We start from the raw sequence: 20,704 nt of genomic DNA on the forward strand, positions 1-20,704 counted from the left end.
GCTACTCCTTGGTGGGGGTCTGGGAGGTGTGATCGTGAGGGGTGACAGGCTTGGGCACGTCAGGCCCGCAGTCGTGGCGGGGCGCGCCGTCGTCCTGGGGGGAGAAGTGCGACGGCGTGATCGCCACGCCGCTCAACGCGTCGAGCGCCGCCAGCGCATGACGGACGGTGGCGGCGGCGTCGAACTGCTCGCGCACGGCGGGGCGTGTGCCCTGGACGGCAAGATCCTCGACGTACGCGAGCCAGGCGTGGACGACGGCGGGGTGCGGCGTCGTCGAATCGGGTTCTGTGGCAAGCGAATCGAGGACGATGCCGGTGAGGCGCTCCCGCAGCGTGACAGCGACCTCGGCTCCCCCGACGTCGGCGAGGCTGCCCTCGACGAGGGCGCGATAGAGCTCGTGTCGGCGTTCGATCTGAGCGACGAGCGCCTCGACCATGGCGGCGAGCGCCGCGCGGCCCGTCACGTCGTCGGGCGGGGTGACGTTGCGCAGGATGCGGCGACCCGCGGCTGCGACGACAGCCTCATAGTACGCGGTCTTCGACGGGAAATAATGGAAGAGCAACCCGCGCGAGATGCCGGCCTCCTCGGCGACGGCGTCGAGCGCGACGTCCTGGATGGGTCGCTCGGTGAGCATCTTCAGCCCGATGCCGAGCAGCTGACGGCGGCGCTCGTCCTGTGTCAGGCGCTGACGGGGTCTGGAATCTTTCTCGCTCACCCTATTGAGCATTGCTCAACAAAGGGGTTACGGTCAAGACATGGACCTCACCGTTTCGCCCCGCGCGGCCGAGATCGCCGCAGACGTCGACACCTTCGTGCGCGAGAGGATCGAGCCCGCCGAGGCCGAGATCACGCGCGACTACGCCGCGATGCGCGCTCGCGGCGAGAACTCGTTCGTCGTGCACCCGAAGATCGACGAGCTCAAGGCGCAGGCGCGCGAAGCGGGGCTGTGGAACCTGTTCCTGCCCGCCGGCGAGCACGGCGACGAGTGGGCCGCACGCTTCGGCACGCGTGGCGGCAAGGGTTTCTCCAACGTCGATTACGCCGCCATCGCGGAGAAGACGGGCCGCACGGCGCTCGCGCCGCTCATCTTCAACTGCAACGCCCCCGACACCGGCAACATGGAGGTGTTGCTCAAGTACGGCACGCGCGAGCAGCAGGAGGAGTGGCTCGTGCCGCTGCTCGAGGGAAAGATTCGTTCGGCGTTCCTCATGACGGAGCCCGCGGTCGCGAGTTCGGACGCGACGAACATGGCGGCGCGCGCCGAGGTCGACGGCGACGAGATCGTCATCAACGGCCGCAAGTGGTGGAGTTCCGGTGCAGCGCACCCCGACTGCAAGGTATTCGTCTTCATGGGTCTGACCGACCCGGACGCACCGCGTCACGCCCAGCACTCGATGGTTCTCGTGCCGGCCGACGCGCCCGGTGTGACGATCGAGCGTGCGCTGCCCGTCATGGGTCAGCTCGACGAGCCGCTCGGGCACTGCGAGGTGTCGCTCGAGAACGTCCGCGTGCCGGCGTCCAACGTGCTGTCGGGGCCGGGTCAGGCGTTCGCCATCGCGCAGGGACGCCTCGGCCCGGGCCGCATCCATCACTGCATGCGCCTCATCGGGCTCGCCGAGATGGCGCTCGAGCGCGCCTGCCGTCGTGGCACCGAGCGCGTCGCGTTCGGCAAGCCCCTCGTGCAGCTCGGCGGCAACCGCGAGCGCATCGCGAAGGCCCGCATCGACATCGACATGGCGCGTCTGCTCGTGCAGAACGCGGCAGCGAAGCTGGACGCCTACGGCACCGAAGGCGCGCGCGTCGACGTCAGCGCCATCAAGGCCGTCGTGCCGCAGATCGCCTGCGACGTCATCGACTTCGCCATCCAGATGCACGGCGGCGGCGGCATGAGCGACGACTTCCCCCTGACGTCCGCTTATGCGACGGCGCGTTCGCTGCGTCTCGCGGACGGCCCCGACGAGGTGCACCTCGGCATGGTCGCGCGCGCCGAGCTCAAGCCTTACCTGGCCGCCGTGAAGGGTGAGGCCAAGTGAGCCCGGCCCCGGACACTCCTGGCGCTCCCTCGGCCCCCACCGCCCCCACGGCGGCGCCCGTCGACGACGTCGCGACGAACGCCTCCGACGTGCGCAGCGAGGATGCGTTCGACGTCGAACGCGTCGCCGCATGGCTGCGTGAGCACGCGCACCCCGACGCAGACACGAGCGGACTCGACGCGGCGCCGGAGGTCAAGCAGTTCACCGGCGGCGCGAGCAATCTGACGTATCTGCTGCGTTACCCGACCCGTGACCTCATCCTGCGTCGTCCGCCGGCGGGCACGAAGGCGAAGGGCGCGCACGACATGCGCCGTGAGCACGACATCCAACGCGCGCTGGCGCCCGTGTTCCCCGCCGTCGCGCCGATGATCGCGTTCTGCGACGACGCCGGCGTCATCGGCAGCGACTTCTACGTCATGGAGCGCCTCGACGGCATCATCCTGCGCAAGAACATTCCCGCTGAGCTGGGTCTCGGCGAGGCCGAGGTGCGGGCACTGTGCACCGCCGCGATCGACCAGCTCGTCGCGTTGCACTCGATCGACGTCGCCGGCACCGAGCTTGAGCGCTTCGGCAAGGGGGAGGGGTACGTCAAGCGGCAGGTCGACGGATGGTCGGCGCGCTACCGCAAGGCACGTACGCACGGTGTGCGTCACGGCACCGGATCGTTCGAGAAGGTGATGGCCTGGCTCGACGAGCACCAGCCACACGACGTCGGAAACTGCCTGATTCACAACGATTTCCGCTTCGACAACCTCGTCCTCGCGCACGACGACCCGACGCGCGTCATCGGTGTCCTCGACTGGGAGATGGCGACGCTCGGCGACCCGCTCATGGATCTCGGCGGCGCCCTCGCCTACTGGGTGCAGGCCGACGATGACCGCATCATGCGCGGCTCACGCCGTCAGCCCACGCACGCGCCCGGCATGCTCACGCGCGACGAGGTGTGGCAGTACTACGCGCACGCGTCAGGGCGTGCGATCAGCCCCAAGGATCAGCTGTTCTACGAGATCTTCGGCCTGTTCCGACTCGCCGTCATCGCCCAGCAGATCTACTACCGGTATGCGAACGGTCAGACGAGCAACCCCGCGTTCAAGCAGTTTCGCGGCTTGGTGATCTACCTCGAATGGCGCTGCCGGCGCCTCATGCGACGCGCGGGACGGCTGTCGTGAGCGTCATCCACCTCGTGCGGCACGGGCAGGCCGGGCCGTCGCGCGCGGCATACGACCAGCTGTCGGAGCTCGGCGAACGTCAGGCACGCCTCGCCGGCGAGGGGTTGGCGGCGCGCGGCGTGACGCCCGACGTCCTCGTCACGGGCACGATGCGGCGTCAGCAACTCACCGGGTCGCGGCTGTGGGAAGCCGCCGGGTGGGAGTCGGACGTCAGCACGGATGCGGGGTGGAACGAGTACGACCACGACGCGATCATCGAGGCGTACAAGCCCGCGTACCGCAACCACGCCGTCATGCGCGCCGACCTCGCGCGTCACCGTCACCCGCGCAAGGCGTTTCAGGAGATGTTCGTCGCGGCCGCATCGCGTTGGGCGAGTGGCGACTTCGACGACGACTATCCCGAGACGTTCTCGCAGTTCCGCGACCGCGTCGCGCTCGCGCTCGGGCGCGTGACCTCGCGCCTCGAGTCGGGGCGCAGCGCCGTCGTCGTCAGCTCCGGCGGGCCGATCGCGTGGGTCGCCGCGGGGCTGCTGACGGCGCCGTCACCGGCATCGACGCTGCCCGCGGCGTTGCCTGACGGTGCGGTGACGGTGTGGCGGCGCCTCAACGAGGTGACCGTCAACACGGGCGTGACGACGGTGCTTGCCGGGTCGGCGCTCACCGCAGTGAGCCTCAACGACCACGCTCATCTCGGCGGGGATCGTTCGCTCATCACGTATCGGTGAGCCCTCGCCGCGGGGCGCTGGGGATGTCGGCTACGGCCGCGGCGCCCTTGATGCCCGAGATGCCCTGGGCCGGCGCACAGCCGCGTCTCATCGTTCTCGGCGGGTGGGGCGCCTAGGCTGAGGTCATGCGCGTACTCGTTGCCGGTGGTGCCGGCTACATCGGATCCCACACCGTCCTTGCCCTGATCGAGGCGGGGCACGAACCCGTCATCGCCGACAACTTCTCGAACTCGAGCCCGGCCGTGCTGCCGCGCCTGGAGAAGATCGCCGGCCGCTCGATCGACTTGCACGAGATCGACCTGACGGACGCTGCCGCGACGAGTGCCCTCGTCGCCTCGGTGAAGCCGGACGCCGTCATCCACTTCGCGGGGTACAAGGCCGTCGGTGAGAGCGTGGAGAAGCCGCTCATGTACTACACGAACAACCTCGACTCGACGTTCTCGCTGCTGTCGGCGATGACGGCGCACGGCGTCGAGAAGTTCGTGTTCTCGTCGTCGGCGACAGTGTACGGGCCCGACGCGCCGCTGCCGTACAGCGAGACGTACGAGCCGCTGCGCGCCACGAACCCGTACGGCTGGACGAAGGCGATGATCGAGCAGATCGTCACCGACGTCGCCGCTGCGTCGCCCGGTTTCAAGGCCGCGCTGCTGCGTTATTTCAACCCGATCGGCGCGCACTCGTCGGGGCTGATCGGTGAGGATCCGAGCGGCATCCCGAACAACCTCATGCCGTACATCGCGCAGGTCGCCGTCGGGCGCCGCGAGAAGCTCGGGGTCTTCGGCGACGACTACGACACGAAGGACGGCACCGGCGAGCGCGACTACATCCACGTCGTCGATCTCGCGGCAGGGCACGTCGCGGCGCTGGATCATCTTGACGCCATGGACGATTCGGCGCGCGCGTTCAACCTCGGCACGGGTGAGGGCACGAGCGTGTTCGAGTTGCTGCACGCGTTCGAGCGGGCGTGCGGCCGCGAACTGCCCTACGAGGTCGGGCCGCGACGTGCGGGCGACCTGCCGACGACGTTCGCCGACCCCACGCGCGCTCGCGAAGAACTCGGTTGGAAGGCCCAGAAGACCATCGACGACATGTGCACCGACACGTGGCGCTGGCAGTCGGCCAACCCGAACGGCTTCGGGGGCTGAGCCGACGCCGTTCGGAAACCGCATGGCACGGTCTCTCGAGTCCGTGCCCCGCATGTTCAGGCTTCGGCGAGGCGCCGAACCACGCCCCGTCCTATGCCCCCGGCCCCGGCCCCGATGATGGAAGCAGACGTGCGACCCACGACGAGGAGACTGGCATGACCGAGCCGACGCGCGAGTCGCGACGCGAGAACCCGAGCTGGGCGGAGTGGGTGAGCGAGGATCCGACGCGTTCGCAGTGGTACGTCGACCGCATCCGCGCCATGGCGGCGCGCGGCGACGACCTCGGTGGCGAGGCGCGGCTCGTCAACGCGCTCGTCACGCCCGGCTCACGCATCCTCGACGCGGGTTGCGGGCCGGGACGTGTGGCCGCCGCGTTGAGTGCCCTCGGGCATGACGTCGTCGGCGTCGACCTCGACCCCGTCCTCATCGCCGCCGCACGCGAGGACCACCCGTCGCTGCGTTTCGAGGTGGTCGATCTCGCACGGCTGTCCCTCGACGATCTCGACGTCACGCCGTTGGACGCGATCGTCTGTGCGGGCAACGTCATGCCGTTCATGCCGGACGACGCACGCCGCGACGGCCTGGCCGCGATGCGTCAGTGCGTGCGTGACGGCGGGCGCCTCGCCGTCGGCTTCGGCGCGGGCCGCGGCTACACGTTCGAGCAGTTCTTCGACGACGCCGACGCCGCCTGCTGGCGCCTCGACGCGCGCTTCTCGACGTGGGAGATGCACTCCCCCGCGCATGACGACGGCTTCGTCGTCGCGGTCTTCACCGCTGTCGCGCCGAGGTGAGGTTACGCGCCTCGTGATGCCCCACCCATGCGTGGGATCGCTCGAGTGAGGAAGGGCGACGTCGGGGATGCCCCACTCGTGCGTCGTGCCGCATCATGGGGCGGGCACCTGCCAAGGAAGGGGCGGCATGGGCGAGGCACCGATCGAGCTGCGCGCGACGTATCTGTCGACGGAGGAGGCGGACCACCTCATGTCGCACCTCGTCGGCGCGACACCCTGGCGGACGTCGTCGCTCACCATGTACGGCCGCACGATCGCGATGCCACGCCTCATCGCCTGGTACGCCGACGCGCCGTACACCTTCTCCGGCTCGACACAGCCGCCGAACGCGTGGACGCCCAAGCTCGCCGCGCTGCGGGAGCGTCTGGCCGCCGACACCGGAGCGCCCTACAACTCGGTGCTGCTCAACCTCTACCGCGACGGCCGGGACTCCATCTCCTGGCACAGCGATGACGAAGCCGAGTTGGGCCATGCGCCCACCATCGCAAGTGTCTCGCTCGGCGCCACGCGCGACTTCGTCATGCGCCGCAAGGACGATCACACCGTGAAGGAGACGCTCGCACTCACGCACGGGAGCCTCGTCGTCATGCGCGAGGACTCGCAGAGCGCCTGGCAGCACGCCGTTCCGAAACGCACGCGAGTGACCGAACCCCGCATCAACCTGACGTTCCGTTGGTTCGAGCCCCGCCCGGAACATCCCTGACGCTCCTGCAGGATCGAGCGAATGTGGAGGTAAATCGCCGATGGGGCAGGTCCGGGAGGGCCCCGAGCGTCACATCTTCTCGGGCGTCTCGATGCCCAGCAGCGACAATCCGTCGACGAGGACGCCCAGCGTCAGTTCGCACAACGCCAGACGCGACGCACGGACGTCGTCGTCATCAGCCTTGAGCACCGGGCACTTCTCGTAGAACGCCGTGAACGTCGTCGCCAGTTCGAACAGGTAACCGGCGAGGCGATGCGGCTCCAACGACTCGCCGACGGCAGCCACGACGGCGCCGTAGTCGAGCAGTTTCAACGCGAGGGCGCGTTCGGCGTCCTCGCCCAGCGTGATCTCCGCCGCCGGCGAGTACCCCGCCTCGGCGGCACGCGCGAGGATCGAGCGAATGCGCGTCGCCGCGTACTGGAGGTAGGGGCCGGTGTTGCCCGTCAACGCCAGCATGCGGTCGAAGTCGAAGATGTACTCCGAGTCGTGCGAGACCGACAGGTCGGCGTACTTCACCGCGCCGATGCCGACCTGACGCGCGACGACGGCGCGCTCCTCGTCGCTCATCTCCGCCTTCGACTCGCTGACGACGCCCGCGGCGCGGTCGACGGCCTCGCCGAGCAGGTCCATGAGCAGCACCGAGTCGCCCGAGCGCGTCTTGAACATCTTGCCGTCCTTGCCGAGCACCGACCCGATCTGCACGTGGATCGGCGTCGACTCGGGGCGGATGTAGCCGGCCTTGTCGGCGGCGGCCCACGTCATGCGGAAGTGCAAGTTCTGCGGCGCGCCGACGACGTACACCATCCGATCGCCCTGGAGGTCGAACGAGCGGTGACGCACCGTCGCGAGGTCGGTCGTCGCGTAGCCGTACCCGCCGTCGGACTTGCGGATGATGAGCGGCACCGGCGCATCGTCGCGCCCGGTGAACTCGTCCTGGAAGATGCACAGCGCCCCGTCGGAGACGACGGCGATGCCACGCGACTCGAGGTCGTCGCAGATGCCCGCGAGCTCGTCGTTGTACGTCGACTCACCAGCGAGGTCGGCGTCGGTCAACGTCACGCCGAGCAACCCGTAGACCTTGTTGAAGTACGCCTTCGAGCGCTCCATCAGCTTGTTCCAGTGCGCGAGCGTCTCGGGGTCACCGCCCTGCAGCAACGTCACGCGCTTGCGGGCCCGCGTGTTGAAGTCACCCTTCGAACCGGCGGGCTCGGCCTTCTCGGCCGTGTCGAACTTGGTGCGCGCCGCCTGGTAGAACGCGTTCGGGTCGCTCTCGAGCAGCGCCGCCTCCGGCGAATCCTCGCCCACCTCGAGAAGGTGCTCGATGAGCATCCCGAAGGGCGTGCCCCAGTCGCCGACGTGGTTCTGCCGGATGACGGTGTGCCCGAGCCGCTCGAGCACACGCGCCAGCGAATCCCCGACGACGGTGGTGCGCAGGTGCCCGACGTGCATCTCCTTCGCGACGTTCGGCGAGGAGTAGTCGATCGGGATGATCTCGGTCTTCGCTGCCGGCGCGACGCCGAGCGAGCCGTCCGCGAGGATCGTCGACGCCTGCGCCGCGACCCAATCCGTCGACAGCGTGATGTTGAGGAAGCCGGGCCCGGCGATCTCGACGTCGTCGACGAGTGCCATGACCTCGTCGTCCGCGCGCAGCGCCTCGACGATCGCAGACGCCACCTCGCGCGGGTTCTTGCCGACCTTCTTCGCGAGCGCCATCGCCGCGTTGACCTGCACGTCGGCGCTCGTCTGCTTCTTGTTCGCAGGACGGATGACGGGGTCGGCGTCGCGCCACTCGTCACCGAGGGCCGAGGCGATCGCGTTGCTCAGATGACCGGTCAGTGCGGAGATGGCGTCCATGACGTCAAGATTAGTGGCGCGCGCAAATTCCTTTCCGCACGCCGGCAGCGCGCGGCCCGAACGACGCACACGATCATGCCGGGGCACCCACCGCTCGACTCCCTCGGCGACGAAGGGCACGATGACGGCGCCCGACACGTCTGAACGGTGAAGGCCACCTGCAACACTGGGGGCACAACCAACTTCTCTGGGAGGAAACCATGACGAAGCTCCGCACGTCCGCCCTCGCCCTCGTCCTCGCGGCCGGCACGGCAGCCGGTGTCACCGGCTGCTCGAGCAAGGAGGCTCCGAAGGCCAAGGACGCCTGGAACAAGGCCCAGGACACCGCCGGCGCCTACAAGAGCCTCGAGCTCAAGGGCGAAGGCACCTCGGACGGCAAGCCGGCCACGATGACGGCCAAGGGCGACGTCAACGGCGGCAAGCTCGAGATGAGCGGCAAGATCGGCGACGGCACGATGGACCTCATCACGGTTGACTCCAAGAACTACATGAAGGCCAACAAGGCCTTCTTCACGCAGACGAGTTCGGGTTCGCCCGCGGCATCCAACACGGACAAGATCGCCGACAAGTGGCTCGAGATGCCGGCGGACGGTTCGTCCAACACCGGGTTCAAGGAACTCATCGACAACATCAAGAACGACTCCTCGGAGCCGAACAAGAAGCTGCTCTCCGACAAGGCCACCGTGTCGGAGGACAAGGTCGACGGCAAGGATGCCTGGAAGATCCAGAGTGAGGACAAGAAGGTCACCGCGTGGGTGTCGCAGGAGGATCGCCGCGACATCCTCAAGACCGAGGGCTTCGACAGCGCCTCCGTCGCCTCCACGTCGGGCTCGTCGGCGAAGTCCGATGAGTCGATGAAGACGGTGACGTTCCTGTCGCACGACAAGGATTACGGCATCAAGGCACCGAGCGGTGCCACGTCCATCACGGACGCGATGGGCAGCTGAGGTGTCCCCCGCCTCCCCGACAGGACGACCGCGTTGCCCGCGTCCCGCACGCTCAGCACCATCGCCGTGACGGCGGTGGTGCTGAGCGGCTGCACGATGGGGCATGACGCGGGGCAGCCCGCGTCGGGTCCGGTGAAGGGCCCGTCGGGGAGCTCGACGGCACCAGGCACCGCATCGATGAGCGCCTCGGCCCCTGCGGAACAGCCGAGCGCGAAGGATGTCTGGTCGCGCACCCAACAGTCGGTGCGTGGTTACACCTCCCTGTCGTTGACAGGAACGGACAGCGCGGACGGCTCCGGCCCCAGGGCCACCTTCCTCGGCGAGCTGGACGGCGAGCCGTCGGAGATGTCCTACGAGGGTGACGAGGTGGGCCACGTGACGATGCGTCGCATCTCCCATGACGTCTACCTCAAGGGCGATCGCACGTACTGGGATTCCGTCGACAAGGACGACCCGTCCCTCCAGGGCTCGAGCCCACCGGCGAACCGGTGGATCAAGGTGCCCGAAAGCGCCTTCGCCCAGAAGGACCTGTCCGACCTCAGCGCCAAGTCGTACATCGAGGCCATGGGCGACACCACCGACGCCAAGTGGGGTCACCTCGGCGACGGCACCCTGACGCCCGAGACGCTCGACGGCAGGCCGGCGTACAAGATCGTCAGCGCTGACGGAGACACTCGCGCCTGGGTGACCACCGACGACACGCACGACCTCCTCAAGGTCGTCGACGAGGCCGCGGGCACGGACGACCTGGGCACGGCGACGTTCTCACGCTGGAACGAGAAGATCGCGGTGCCGCGCCCCGTCGGCGCTCTCGACGGTGGGGAGATGGCGCCGGACCCGTCACCGTCCGGCGAGGCCACGACCTGACGCGTGGCCGGCCGCCGGTTCGGGCGCCGCGTGAGGCACGACACGCCTACGTCAGGACCATGGTCCCCACGGATTGCGGAACTCACCCCGTAGCGTGGTTGTGAAAGTCTTCACATTCGTCTCGTCGAGGGGTCACTCATGGATGCCTTGGAGCTGGCGAGATGGCAGTTCGCCATCACGACGGTCTACCACTTCCTGTTCGTGCCGATCACGATCGGCTTGTCTGCCGTCGTCGCCGGTTACCACACCGCATGGTTGCGCACGGGTAACACGCAGCATCTGAGGGTCGCGAAGTTCCTCGGCAAGCTGTTCACGATCAACTTCGCGCTCGGTCTCGTCACCGGCATCGTGCAGGAGTTCCAGTTCGGCATGAACTGGAGCGACTACTCGCGTTTCGTCGGCGACATCTTCGGCGCGCCGCTCGCGATCGAGGCGCTGCTCGCGTTCTTCCTCGAGTCGACGTTCCTCGGTCTGTGGATCTTCGGCTGGGGCCGACTGCCGAAGAAGCTGCACGCCGCGACGATCTGGATCGTCCACATCGGCACGGTGCTGTCGGCGTACTTCATCCTCGCCGCGAACTCGTTCATGCAGAACCCCGTCGGTTACAAGTACAACCCGACGACGCACCGCGCGGAGCTCACCGACTTCGTCGCCGTCCTGACGAACAAGGTCCAGCTCGTCACGTTCCCGCACGTCATCGCGAGCTCGTACATGGTCGGTGGCGCCGTCGTCATGGGCGTCATGCTGTGGAATCTGCGCAAGCGCACTCTTGCTGCCGAAGCAATCAAGGGTGAAACTCTCGAAGGCCGTTCCGACGGTTCGACGGGCGCGACGAAGTTGGCGTCGACCTCCGACGACCTCACGATGTACCGCAAGGGCTCGCGCGTCGGCGCGATCGTCCTGCTCGTCTCGAGCCTGTTCGTCGTCATCACCGGCGACCTGCAGGGCAAGGTCATGACCGAGGTGCAGCCGATGAAGATGGCTGCCGCCGAGGCGTTGTACGAGACGCAGGAGAAGGACGCGCCGTTCTCGATCTTCACCGTCGGTACGCGTGACGGCAAGCAGGAGAAGTTCGCGGTCACCGTGCCCAACCTGCTGTCGTTCCTCGCGACGGGTGACTTCCACGGCAAGGTCGAGGGCATCAACAACCTCGAGGAATCCCAGAAGGCCAAGTACAGCGGCAACGAGCTGACGGCGGCGGACACGTACGCGCCTAACATCATGTGGTCGTACTGGAGCTTCCGCTGGATGATGGGTTGGGGCGCGATCTCCATGCTCATCGCCTGCTGGGTGCTGTGGCTGACCCGCAAGGGCCGCAACGCGACGAACCGCTGGATGGGCCCGGCCGCCCTCGTCGGCGCGCTGTCGCCGGTCGCGGCGATGAGCATCGGCTGGATCTTCACCGAGATCGGCCGTCAGCCGTGGATCGTCAACGGCCTCATGACGACGAAGCAGGGCGTCAGTCCGAGCGTCACCTCGGGTGAGGTGCTGACGTCGATGATCGTCTTCACACTGCTGTACGGCGCACTCGCCGTCGTCGAGGTGAAGCTGTTCATGGACTACATGAAGAAGGGCGCCGAGCCCGTCGCCTCCGACGGTGAGGATCTGCCCGGTGGTCACGACGATGGCCACGGCTCCGCCGGTTCCGACGATGACGAACTCGCGTTCGCGTACTGATAGGCGAGGTTGAACGATGGAACTCACCACTTTCTGGTTCATCATCATCGGCGTGCTCTGGACGGGTTACTTCGTCCTCGAGGGCTTCGACTTCGGTGTTGGCATGCTGCTTCCCGTGCTCGGCAAAGGCAAGGCGGAGGCGACTGGCGTCACCGACCCGGTCACCGACCACATCGGCGAGAACGAGCGACGCCGCCGCGTCATGCTCAATACGATCGGCCCGGTCTGGGACGGCAACGAGGTGTGGGTGCTCACTGCTGGTGGCGCGACCTTCGCCGCGTTCCCGAACTGGTACGCGACGCTGTTCTCGGGCGCCTACCTGCCGCTGCTGCTCATCCTCGTCGCGCTCATCGTGCGCAACATGGGCTTCGAGTACCGCCACAAGCGTGACTCCGACGGCTGGCGCCGCGGCTGGGACGCCGCCATCGTGTTCGGTTCGTTCCTGCCGGCGATCCTCTGGGGCGTCGCGCTGACGAACATCGTCCACGGCCTGCCGATCAACCAGGACATGGAGTACACGGGCAACCTGCTCACCATGCTCAACCCGGTGTCGCTTCTCGGCGGCGTCACGACGATGCTCGTGTTCATGACGCACGGCTGCTTCTTCGTCGCGCTCAAGACCGACGGCGCCATCCGTCACGACGCTCGCGCGCTCGGCACGAAGATCGGCCTCGCGGCCGCCGTCGCCGCCGTCGTCCTGCTGCTGTGGCTGGGCATCGAAGGCGGCTCGGTGTGGTCGTGGATCACGACCGTCGCACTCGCCGTCATCTTCCTCACCGGGCTGTTCTTCAACATGCGCGGCAAGGAGGGCCTGGCGTTCCTGTGCACGTTCGTCGCGATCGCCCTGTTCGTTCTGACGTACTTCCTCATGCTGTTCCCGAACGTCATGCCGAGCTCGACGAACCCGGCGTGGTCGCTGACGACGACGAACGCGGCGAGCTCGCACCACACGCTCGTCATCATGACGTGGGTCGCGCTGATCTTCACCCCGATCGTCCTCATCTACCAGAGCTGGACGTACTGGGTGTTCCGCAAGCGCATCACGACGCGTCACATCCCCAAGGCGGTCGACCCGAGCCGCCCCGACCCGATCAAGGTCCACTGACGACTCACGTCCGGGCCCACGATCGCCCCATGACTTCGCTGTGAGCGAAGGTGCAACAGCAAGCGCCACCACCCCGAGCGGGATGGTGGCGCTTGCTGCGTCGTCCGCCATGGACCGACGAGTGCATGGGATCAACAAGAACGAAGCGAAAGAGCTCGTGCCGTCGTTCTCGCGACGCTCCCGTATCATCCTGACCCCGTGACCACGACACCCACCGCGCCTGCGGCCGCTGAGCGCCACGCCCGCGGTTTCTGGCTGCTTGCTGCGGCGTTTCCCATCCTCATGGCCTACTCGACCGTGCCGACGCCGATCTATCCGCTCTACCAACACCACGATCACTTCCCCACCGTGATGATCACCGCCATCTTCGCGGCCTACGGGCTGGGCGTCATGGCAAGCCTCTACCTCGCGGGCCACCTGAGTGACCAGTTCGGGCGACGCCGCATGATCGCGATCGCCACTGCCGTCTCTCTGGTGAGCGCGGCGATCTTCATCGGTTCGCCGTCCGTGCCGGCGCTGTTGGTCGCCCGGCTGCTGTGTGGTGTGGGGATCGGCATACTGACTCCGGCAGCAACGGCGATGCTCGGTGAATTGCGGCGCGTTCATCGCCCGCACGAGCCGAGCAGTTTCGCCTCGACGGTGGCCTCGAGCGTGAACACTGGCGGGCTGGCCCTCGGCCCCCTCGTCGGTGGAGTCCTCGTGCAGTGGGCCCCGGCCCCCTTGAGGACGCCCTACGTGGTCTTCTTCGTCCTGCTCGCCGGGGTGGGCCTCGCGCTCACGTTGGTTCCCGAGACCAACCCGGCAACACCGGCGAACGAGCGCCCGAGGTATCGACCGCAGCGCGCCGTCGTCCGAGCAGGTCATGAAGCCCGTTTTCGCTCAGCGCAGGTCGTGGCCGGCGCGGCCTTCGCTGCACTGGGAATCCTGACGTCGATGACGGGGACGTTCCTGGCGCACGTCGCGCATCGCTCGTCTCCGCTCGTGTGCGGCGTGGTCGTCTTCCTCGCCATGGGGGCATCTGCCCTGGCCCAGGTCGCCCTTCCGATCCCCAACCCGCGAACGAAGATCGCGTGCGGCGTCCTGTTCGCCGTCGCCGGCCTCGGGTGCGTCGCGGCGTCCGCACTCACCCACCCCTTCGTCCTGTACGCAGGCGGCGCGGTCATGGCGGGGGCTGGGATCGGCCTGCTCTTCCAAAGTGCTGTCGCCGTCGGTTCCGCGGTCAGCGAGGCCGGACACACCGGGGGAAGCGTGGCTGGTGTCTTCCTGGCCGCCTACATCGGCATCACGATCCCCGTCGTGCTGGCGGGGTTGCTCACGACACGCCTGTCCATCAGCGCGAGCCTGGCTCTCTTCTGCGCGCTCACCTCGCTGGTCGTCCTCGTCGCGAGCATCCCCATGATGCGCGGGGCAGCGGACTGAGCCCGTTCATCTCGCACGACGAGGCGCCACGCCACGTGAGAGCCGAGCCCAATCGGCCCTTCGCCGGCCGCCCGTGAACACCGAAGGCGCCTGGACCCCATGGGGATCCAGGCGCCTTCGGCATGTTCGCGCTTGGCGCAGCCAGGCTCAGCTCAGGCGCTCGAGCAGCTTCTTGGCGAGCGCCTCGGACGATGCCGGGTTCTGACCCGTCAGCAGGTCACCGTCGACGACGGTGAACGGCTGCCAGGCGGGGCCGGTCGAGACGTCGGCGCCGAGTTCGCGCAGCCGGTCCTCCAGCAACCACTTGGCCTTGTCAGCCTTGCCGGCGGCCTTCTCCTCCTCATTGGAGAAGCCGGTGATCTTGCGTCCGGCGACGACGGGCTCGCCCGCCGACGTCCGCGCCGGAAGCAGCGCTGCCGGGCCGTGGCACACGATGGCGACAGGCTTGCTGCCCTCGAGTGCGTCCGCGATGAGCTTGCCGGAGGTGGCGTCCTGCGCAAGGTCTTCCATCGGGCCGTGCCCACCCGGGTAGAACACCGCGTCATAGTCGCCGAGGACGACGTCCTCGAGCTTCATGGGGTGCTGCAGGCCGTCGATCGCGTCGAGGTCAGGACGCACGTCAGCGCCGCCGTTCGCGTCGGGGGCGAGGCTGACCTCATCGGCCACCGGCGTCACACCGCCGGGCGTGGCGAACGTGACCGAGTGACCTGCCCCGGTGATCAGACGGTAGGGGGTGAGAAGTTCTTCCGCCCAGTAACCCGTCGGGACGCTCGAGCCGTCGGCCAGGGTCCAGGAGCGGGCGCCGGTGACGACGAAGAGAACGTTGGACATGTCAATCTCCTTGGTGATTCAGTGAGCGGCGTTCGCATCGGGGCGAGTCGTCACTCGTGGTAGGTGAGGCCCTCCTCGATCGGCCAGCCGAGCTGCTGCCACATCGGCAGCTTGTTCCACTCCTTGACGAATTCGACGAGCTTGTCGTCTTCGACGCGGAACAGGGCGCATGTGTACTCGTGCGCGAGGTCGAGGTTGGCCTTCTCGGTCTACGTGAGCTGCGTGGTGTCCGACATTGGGGTCTCCTTCGCTTGGGTGCGAAACGGTGAGATCAGCGACGCGAGCCGCGTCGGGGGAAGCCGGCCGCCGACAGCGCCGCAGCGATGAGGGCGGGCTGGCCGAACAGGCGGACGAGGCGCTTGGTGTCGGTGTCGAGGCCGAAGGCGTCGTGGCGCTCCGCGTACTGGCTGATGTTGCCGGGGAAGATCGCGGCGTAGAAGGCGGCGAGCGCCACCCCCACCGCAGCGCGACGCTGCGGCAGGGTGAGCATCGCCGCACCGAACGCGACCTCGACGACACCGGAGGCGAGGACGACGACGTCCTTGTCCATCGGGAACCAGTCCGGCACCTGCGCCTGGAAGTCCTTGCGGGCGAACGTCAGGTGCGAGACACCGGCGAACGACATGAAGGCTCCGAGGCCGAGACGGGCCACCTCCTGCCCACGGGTCGCAGGCGGGGCCGGCTCGGCGAGTGACCGGACGGACTCGATCAGTCGGGTGAAACGAGTCATGGTTATTTCCTCCTCGCGTCGCGGGTCACGACGCATCGATCACTTGGCGACGCGGACGAGCTTCGTGTTGGCGAATTCGCCGAAGCCCCAGCGTCCGAGCTCACGCCCGTAACCGGAGCGGCGCACACCACCGAATGGCAGGCCGGCCTTCGTCGTGCCGTGCTCGTTGACATAGGCCATGCCGACCTCGAGGCGTCGGGCGATCTGCTCCGCCTTGTCGGTGTCCTTGCCCCAGACGGAGCCGGACAGGCCGAAGGAGGAGTCGTTGGCGAGCTCGACGGCTTCGTCGATCGAGTCGTAGGAGTAGACGACGGCGACGGGGCCGAAGATCTCCTCCTTGAAGGCGTCCATCTCACGCGTGACACCGGTGAGCACGGCGGGGGCCATCCAGGCGCCGTCCTGCTCGAGCGCCGTGCCACCCGTGCGCAGGGTCGCACCCTGCTCGACGGCGCGCTCGACCTGGGCGATCGCGTCGTCGCGAGCCTCGACCGACGAAAGCGGGCCCATGTCCGTGCCCTCGTCGTCCGGGTTGCCGACCTTCATGCCCTCGACGGTGGCGACAACGCCGTTGACGAAGTCGTCGAACATCGTCGACGGAACGAAGATGCGCTTCGGGGAGTTGCAGGCTTGCCCGGCGTTGCTCATGCGCGCGGTGGCGACGGCCTTCGCCGTCTCGGCGACGTCGACGTCGTCGAGGACGATGAGCGCGTCCGAGCCACCGAGTTCGAGGACGCTCTTCTTGAGGTTCTGCGACGCGGTCTCGGCGACGGCCTTGCCGGCGCCCTCGCTACCGGTCAGCGAGACGCCGCGCACGCGCGGGTCCTCGATGATCGACGTGATCTGCTCGTTGCTGACGAACAGGTTGATGTAGGCATCCCGCGGCACACCCGCGGCGTGGAGGATCTCCTCGATCAGTTCGGCCGTGCGCGCGCAGATCGAGGCGTGCTTGAGCAGGATCGTGTTGCCGAGCATGAGGTTCGGCGCGACGAACCGCGCGACCTGGTAGTGCGGGAAGTTCCAGGGCATGACGCCCATGAGAACACCGATCGGGTCGGTGACGACGAGCGACTTCGCGTCGTCGCCGATGTTCAGCTGCTCCTCGACGAGCAGCTCCTCACCGTGCTCGGAGTACCAGCGGAAGATCGACGACGCGAGCGCGACCTCACCCTGCGCCTGCGCGAGCGGCTTGCCCATCTCGGCGCCGATGACGCGGGCGAGCTCGTCGGCGCGCTCGTCGTAGATGTCGGCGACCTTGGCGAGGACGGAGGCGCGCTCGGACGCGTCCGTCGTGCGCCACGTGCCGAACGCGGCGTCGGCGCGCTCGATGGCGCGGGTGACGTCAGCATCCGTCGCGGAGTTGTACTCCTTCTCGACGACGCCGGTGGCGGGGTTTTCGGTGCGGTAGGCCATGAGGTCTCTCCTTCAGATCGATGAGCTCTCTCATCGATCACAACACCACCGGCCCCCAGAAGCATTCCTGCACGCAGTTTTTCACCTCGAGGGGTGAAGAAACGCGCCCGCGTGTGCGGCCCTGCCAGCCCGGCGCCGGGGTGCAGCGCAGGCGCCCTCGGGGCGCAGGTGGATCAAGCGTCCGCGAGCGCCCGACGGTGGTTCGTGCGGTGACGTTCGAGCCAGTTCATCGCGGGCGTGACGGTGGAGCCGTGCACGACGACGCTGACGATGATGGCGAGGGCGATCGTCGACCACAGCCAGTCGCTGCCCGCGAAGTCGGCGTGCCCCGTCGCGTACGCGATGTAGAAGATCGAGCCGATGCCGCGCACGCCGTAGAACGACGTGATCCAGCGCTCCCCCGTCGTCAGGCCGACGGCCTTCGCCGTGTCGTCGCGCCGCCCGAGCAGCGACAGCCACGCCCCGCCGGGCCTGATGACGAGGATGAGGGCCGCGACGATGACGGCACTGCGCCAATCAGCGTGCGCGAGAACACCGTTCGTCGCCGCCGCGCCGAGCAGCAGGAGCATGACGAGGGTGAGGATCTGCTCGAGACGTTCGATGAACGCGTGCATGTCCGCGTAGTAACGGTGGCCGCGCTCGGCCTGACGCATCGCCATCGCCGTGACGAACACGGCGAGGAACCCGTACCCGCCGGCGAGCTCCGTCAGCCCTTACGAGCACATGATCGCCGCGAGCGCGGCGAGCGGCTCACCGGCGTCGGCGAGGCGATACTTCTTCGCCGGCAGCCGGAAGAACAGCTTGCCGAGCACCCACCCGACGACGAGGCCGACGGCCACGCCGAGCGCGACCTTGCCGACGAGTTCCCAACCGAGCCACTTCCACCCCCAGTGCGACGGCGAGCCCTCGCTCGCCCACAGGATCGCGGCGTAGACGAACGGGAACGCGAGACCGTCGTTGAGACCGGCCTCCGACGTCAGCGCGAACCGCACCTCGTCCGACTCGTCGATCTCGGTGTCCTGCGTCATCTCCTGCGTGGCCTCGGTCTGCGGCCCATCGACCTGGACGTCGGAGGCAAGCACCGGGTCCGTCGGGGCGAGCGCCGCGGCGAGCAGCAACGCCGTCGGCGCGGCCAGACCGAGCGTCCAGCCGAGCAGTGAGACGCCCACGATGCCGAGCGGCATCGCGATGGCGAGCAGACGCCACGTCGGCGCCCACGCGCGCCACGACGTCAGGCTGCGAACGCGCATCGGCCGATCGAGGGCGAGACCGACACCCATGAGCGCGACGAGCACCGTCGCCTCGGAGGCATGCAGGACGAACGCCTCGTGCTCCTGCGGCGAGAACGTGAACCCCTTCGGCATCGGCGCGAGGCCGACGAGCGCCCCGACGCCGAGCAGCACCATCGGCGTCGACAACGGGAAGCGCTCGACGGCGGTCGGGAGGAAGACCGCGAGCAGCAGCGCGAAGCCGAGCACGATCCAGACGAGGTCAATGGCCACGAGACGCCTTCGATTCAGTGGGAGCTCAGGGGGAGGGATTCGCTCGCGACAGTAGGCGATGAGCGCACCCGCCGCACGTCGGCGTCCGAGCGCGCACCCCGTCGGCCCTGCGCTGCGCGTCGTGTCCAGCCCGCGTCGCACCTGAGATCCGCGCCGATTCGAAGGCCAGCCGGACGCACCACACCCCACCGGGCGAGGGCCAGGGTGGGGTGTGGTCAGCGGTTCAGGACCGCGGTGTCACTGCTGAAGGCGACGGCGAGCGACGACGATGCCGCCGAGCGCACCCGCACCGACGAGACCCGCGACGCCGAGCGAAAGGGCGTTGGTGTCGTCACCCTTGCGGTCGGTCTCGACCTTGGGGCCCGTGCCGGGCGTGGTCGCAGCCGTCGTCGACGTCGTCGTCGTCGGGACGGTCGTGTTGGTCGTCGGCGTCGTCGGAACCGGGGTGGTCGGAACCGGCGTCGTCGGAACCGGGGTGGTCGGAACCGGCGTCGTCGGAACCGGGGTGGTCGGGACCGGCGTCGTCGGAACCGGGGTGGTCGGGACCGGCGTCGTCGGAGCCGGCGTGGTCGGAGCCGGCGTGGTCGGGACCGGCGTCGTCGGGGTGGGGGTCGGCTCGGTCGGCGTCGGCGTCGGCGTCGTGGGCTCCGGGGTCGGGTCCGTCGGCGTTGGGTCCGTCGGCGGGACGACGATCGCCACAGTCTTCGACACGATGCGCTGGCTCGTGCAGACATCGGCGCTCAGCGTCACCTCGTAGGTGCCCGGCTTCGGGAAGGTGACGACGACAGGATCGCCGCTCAGCATCACCGGGTCGAACTCGACCGAGCCGTGCTTCGTGCAGGTGGCACGCTTGATGCCACCCTTCGTGGCGCCGCCGGAGACCTCGGCACCTTCGGGGAACGCCATCGTGTACACGAGCGGCACACCGTACTTGGCGTGCTTGTCGCGGCCGTACTTCATCTCGTGCTGTGTGCCGGTGACGGAGGGCACGAGGGTCGCGGTCAGGCCGTCCACGGTGTACTCGATGTGCGCGGCGGCGCTCACCTTCGGCGCGGGCGCCGGCTTGGCGATTTTGACGGTCGTCGTCTTCTCGACCGTCTGCAGGCCGCCCTCACCGCAGAAGTAGCCGGTGGCCGTGATCGTGTACGTGCCCGCCTTGCGGTAGGTGTGCGAGTAGCCCGAGGAGACCGAGTCACGGAACGGCGAGGTCGGGCCGGTCGTCTCGCAGGTGAGGCCGGGGCGACCGTCGTAGCCGTCGGGGTCGCTGTCGTCGCCGTAGTCGACGAAAAACGCCATCGCGCCGTAGCGGCTCATCGCCTTCCGGCCGTCGTTGGCGTAGTACTGGACGCCGCTGTCCTTGTAGGCGACGTCGACCGTCTTGCCCGTGACGGTCGCACCGAGAGTGATCGTCATCGACGGTTCCTGGGCGGCGTTGGCGGCGGGCGCCACCATCGTCGCGGCGCCGAACAACGACGCGACGGCGACGGCCTTGGTGACACGAATCGAGCGGCTCATGGGTGCTCCTGAGAATCTGCTGGTCCTGGTTTCGTCCGCGCGCGCCGCCCGGGATCGATCGACGCAGGCGCAGAGTGCGCGAGCCTCCCGAACCGCACGCCGACAGGTGCCGGCAGCCATGAGAAGCCCTCCCGCGCTCACCCTACCCAGCACGGACACGCCGCAGTGAGTTGGGTCACAAGGTTCCACGAGGGCTCTCTCAAACAGGCTCTTCACAGATGAGGGTGTAGTTGAGGTCTGAATCCGCCGGACTCGAGCAGGGATCTGGCGATGTAGTTGGT

The 20,704-nt window shown here is 68.2% G+C and carries 19 protein-coding genes; 11 read left to right on the forward strand and 8 right to left on the reverse strand.

Annotated features, from left to right (window positions below):
• Position 1 precedes the first annotated feature (1 nt).
• Positions 2-715, reverse strand: coding sequence for a TetR/AcrR family transcriptional regulator (locus tag AC1RS9_RS08925; RefSeq protein WP_492921181.1), 714 nt, complete (start codon positions 713-715; stop codon positions 2-4).
• Positions 716-755: 40 nt separating this feature from the next.
• On the opposite strand from AC1RS9_RS08925, the gene AC1RS9_RS08930 reads away from it, so the two are divergent.
• The 6 genes from AC1RS9_RS08930 (at position 756) to AC1RS9_RS08955 (ending at position 6,566) form a co-directional block, all read left to right on the forward strand.
• Positions 756-2,033, forward strand: coding sequence for an acyl-CoA dehydrogenase family protein (locus AC1RS9_RS08930; RefSeq protein WP_062256569.1), 1,278 nt, complete (start codon positions 756-758; stop codon positions 2,031-2,033).
• Complete coding sequence (locus tag AC1RS9_RS08935) at positions 2,030-3,202, forward strand: phosphotransferase family protein (RefSeq protein WP_038566649.1); 1,173 nt, start codon at positions 2,030-2,032, stop codon at positions 3,200-3,202. The genes AC1RS9_RS08930 and AC1RS9_RS08935 overlap by 4 nt, the downstream gene beginning before the upstream one ends.
• Positions 3,199-3,927 carry a histidine phosphatase family protein gene (locus AC1RS9_RS08940; RefSeq protein WP_074039785.1) on the forward strand — a complete coding sequence of 243 codons (729 nt, stop codon included), beginning with the start codon at positions 3,199-3,201 and terminating at the stop codon, positions 3,925-3,927. The genes AC1RS9_RS08935 and AC1RS9_RS08940 overlap by 4 nt, the downstream gene beginning before the upstream one ends.
• 125 nt (positions 3,928-4,052) lie before the next feature.
• Complete coding sequence (gene galE, locus AC1RS9_RS08945) at positions 4,053-5,072, forward strand: UDP-glucose 4-epimerase GalE (RefSeq protein WP_006947110.1); 1,020 nt, start codon at positions 4,053-4,055, stop codon at positions 5,070-5,072.
• Between the two features lie 155 nt (positions 5,073-5,227).
• On the forward strand, positions 5,228-5,863 hold the full coding sequence (locus tag AC1RS9_RS08950; protein ID WP_074039679.1) for a class I SAM-dependent methyltransferase: 636 nt from the start codon (positions 5,228-5,230) through the stop codon (positions 5,861-5,863).
• A 127-nt stretch (positions 5,864-5,990) separates the two neighbouring features.
• On the forward strand, positions 5,991-6,566 hold the full coding sequence (locus AC1RS9_RS08955) for an alpha-ketoglutarate-dependent dioxygenase AlkB family protein (RefSeq protein ID WP_074039678.1): 576 nt from the start codon (positions 5,991-5,993) through the stop codon (positions 6,564-6,566).
• Positions 6,567-6,635: 69 nt separating this feature from the next.
• On the opposite strand, the gene argS is transcribed toward AC1RS9_RS08955, so the two are convergent.
• Positions 6,636-8,420 carry an arginine--tRNA ligase gene (argS, locus tag AC1RS9_RS08960; protein ID WP_006947076.1) on the reverse strand — a complete coding sequence of 595 codons (1,785 nt, stop codon included), beginning with the start codon at positions 8,418-8,420 and terminating at the stop codon, positions 6,636-6,638.
• 200 nt (positions 8,421-8,620) lie between these two features.
• On the opposite strand from argS, the gene AC1RS9_RS08965 reads away from it, so the two are divergent.
• From AC1RS9_RS08965 to AC1RS9_RS08985, 5 genes are all read left to right on the forward strand, one after another.
• Positions 8,621-9,367, forward strand: coding sequence for a hypothetical protein (locus AC1RS9_RS08965; RefSeq protein WP_062256581.1), 747 nt, complete (start codon positions 8,621-8,623; stop codon positions 9,365-9,367).
• Between the two features lie 177 nt (positions 9,368-9,544).
• Entirely contained in the window at positions 9,545-10,234 is a 690-nt protein-coding gene (locus tag AC1RS9_RS08970) for a hypothetical protein (protein ID WP_038566642.1), read from the forward strand.
• Positions 10,235-10,372: 138 nt separating this feature from the next.
• The gene (locus tag AC1RS9_RS08975; protein ID WP_038566639.1) at positions 10,373-11,911 is read left to right on the forward strand and encodes a cytochrome ubiquinol oxidase subunit I; all 1,539 of its coding nucleotides are present in this window, start codon (positions 10,373-10,375) and stop codon (positions 11,909-11,911) included.
• Positions 11,912-11,927: 16 nt separating this feature from the next.
• A complete protein-coding gene (gene cydB, locus AC1RS9_RS08980; protein ID WP_006947079.1) occupies positions 11,928-13,016 on the forward strand; it encodes a cytochrome d ubiquinol oxidase subunit II in 1,089 nt (362 codons plus the stop codon).
• 198 nt (positions 13,017-13,214) lie between these two features.
• Complete coding sequence (locus AC1RS9_RS08985) at positions 13,215-14,435, forward strand: MFS transporter (RefSeq protein ID WP_286697565.1); 1,221 nt, start codon at positions 13,215-13,217, stop codon at positions 14,433-14,435.
• 147 nt (positions 14,436-14,582) lie between these two features.
• Here the strand turns inward: AC1RS9_RS08985 and AC1RS9_RS08990 are convergent, their stop codons facing one another.
• From AC1RS9_RS08990 to AC1RS9_RS09015, 6 genes are all read right to left on the reverse strand, one after another.
• Positions 14,583-15,266, reverse strand: coding sequence for a type 1 glutamine amidotransferase domain-containing protein (locus tag AC1RS9_RS08990; protein ID WP_047310650.1), 684 nt, complete (start codon positions 15,264-15,266; stop codon positions 14,583-14,585).
• A gap of 271 nt (positions 15,267-15,537) precedes the next feature.
• Positions 15,538-15,996, reverse strand: a complete 459-nt coding sequence (locus tag AC1RS9_RS08995) for a DoxX family protein (RefSeq protein WP_006947037.1) — start codon at positions 15,994-15,996, stop codon at positions 15,538-15,540.
• Between the two features lie 39 nt (positions 15,997-16,035).
• Positions 16,036-17,406: an NAD-dependent succinate-semialdehyde dehydrogenase gene (locus tag AC1RS9_RS09000; protein WP_074039669.1), complete on the reverse strand. Its 1,371-nt coding sequence runs from the start codon at positions 17,404-17,406 to the stop codon at positions 16,036-16,038.
• Positions 17,407-17,579: 173 nt separating this feature from the next.
• Positions 17,580-18,116, reverse strand: coding sequence for a cation:proton antiporter domain-containing protein (locus AC1RS9_RS09005; RefSeq protein ID WP_492921192.1), 537 nt, complete (start codon positions 18,114-18,116; stop codon positions 17,580-17,582).
• A 3-nt stretch (positions 18,117-18,119) separates the two neighbouring features.
• Positions 18,120-18,908: a cation:proton antiporter domain-containing protein gene (locus AC1RS9_RS09010; RefSeq protein ID WP_492921188.1), complete on the reverse strand. Its 789-nt coding sequence runs from the start codon at positions 18,906-18,908 to the stop codon at positions 18,120-18,122.
• A gap of 237 nt (positions 18,909-19,145) precedes the next feature.
• On the reverse strand, positions 19,146-20,423 hold the full coding sequence (locus AC1RS9_RS09015; RefSeq protein WP_074039666.1) for a hypothetical protein: 1,278 nt from the start codon (positions 20,421-20,423) through the stop codon (positions 19,146-19,148).
• Between the last annotated feature and the right edge of the window lie 281 nt (positions 20,424-20,704).

This window comes from Dermacoccus sp. MPR-E5 (assembly GCF_058809565.1).

Coding starts and splice junctions, on each gene's coding strand:
- argS (WP_006947076.1), bottom strand. CDS start 8,420: ATGGACGCCATCTCCGCACTGACCGGTCATCTGAGCAACGCGATCGCC.
- cydB (WP_006947079.1), top strand. CDS start 11,928: ATGGAACTCACCACTTTCTGGTTCATCATCATCGGCGTGCTCTGGACG.
- AC1RS9_RS08970 (WP_038566642.1), top strand. CDS start 9,545: ATGAGCGCCTCGGCCCCTGCGGAACAGCCGAGCGCGAAGGATGTCTGG.
- AC1RS9_RS08930 (WP_062256569.1), top strand. CDS start 756: ATGGACCTCACCGTTTCGCCCCGCGCGGCCGAGATCGCCGCAGACGTC.
- galE (WP_006947110.1), top strand. CDS start 4,053: ATGCGCGTACTCGTTGCCGGTGGTGCCGGCTACATCGGATCCCACACC.
- AC1RS9_RS09000 (WP_074039669.1), bottom strand. CDS start 17,406: ATGGCCTACCGCACCGAAAACCCCGCCACCGGCGTCGTCGAGAAGGAG.
- AC1RS9_RS08990 (WP_047310650.1), bottom strand. CDS start 15,266: ATGTCCAACGTTCTCTTCGTCGTCACCGGCGCCCGCTCCTGGACCCTG.
- AC1RS9_RS08975 (WP_038566639.1), top strand. CDS start 10,373: ATGGATGCCTTGGAGCTGGCGAGATGGCAGTTCGCCATCACGACGGTC.
- AC1RS9_RS08955 (WP_074039678.1), top strand. CDS start 5,991: ATGGGCGAGGCACCGATCGAGCTGCGCGCGACGTATCTGTCGACGGAG.
- AC1RS9_RS08950 (WP_074039679.1), top strand. CDS start 5,228: ATGACCGAGCCGACGCGCGAGTCGCGACGCGAGAACCCGAGCTGGGCG.
- AC1RS9_RS08995 (WP_006947037.1), bottom strand. CDS start 15,996: ATGACTCGTTTCACCCGACTGATCGAGTCCGTCCGGTCACTCGCCGAG.
- AC1RS9_RS09015 (WP_074039666.1), bottom strand. CDS start 20,423: ATGAGCCGCTCGATTCGTGTCACCAAGGCCGTCGCCGTCGCGTCGTTG.
- AC1RS9_RS08965 (WP_062256581.1), top strand. CDS start 8,621: ATGACGAAGCTCCGCACGTCCGCCCTCGCCCTCGTCCTCGCGGCCGGC.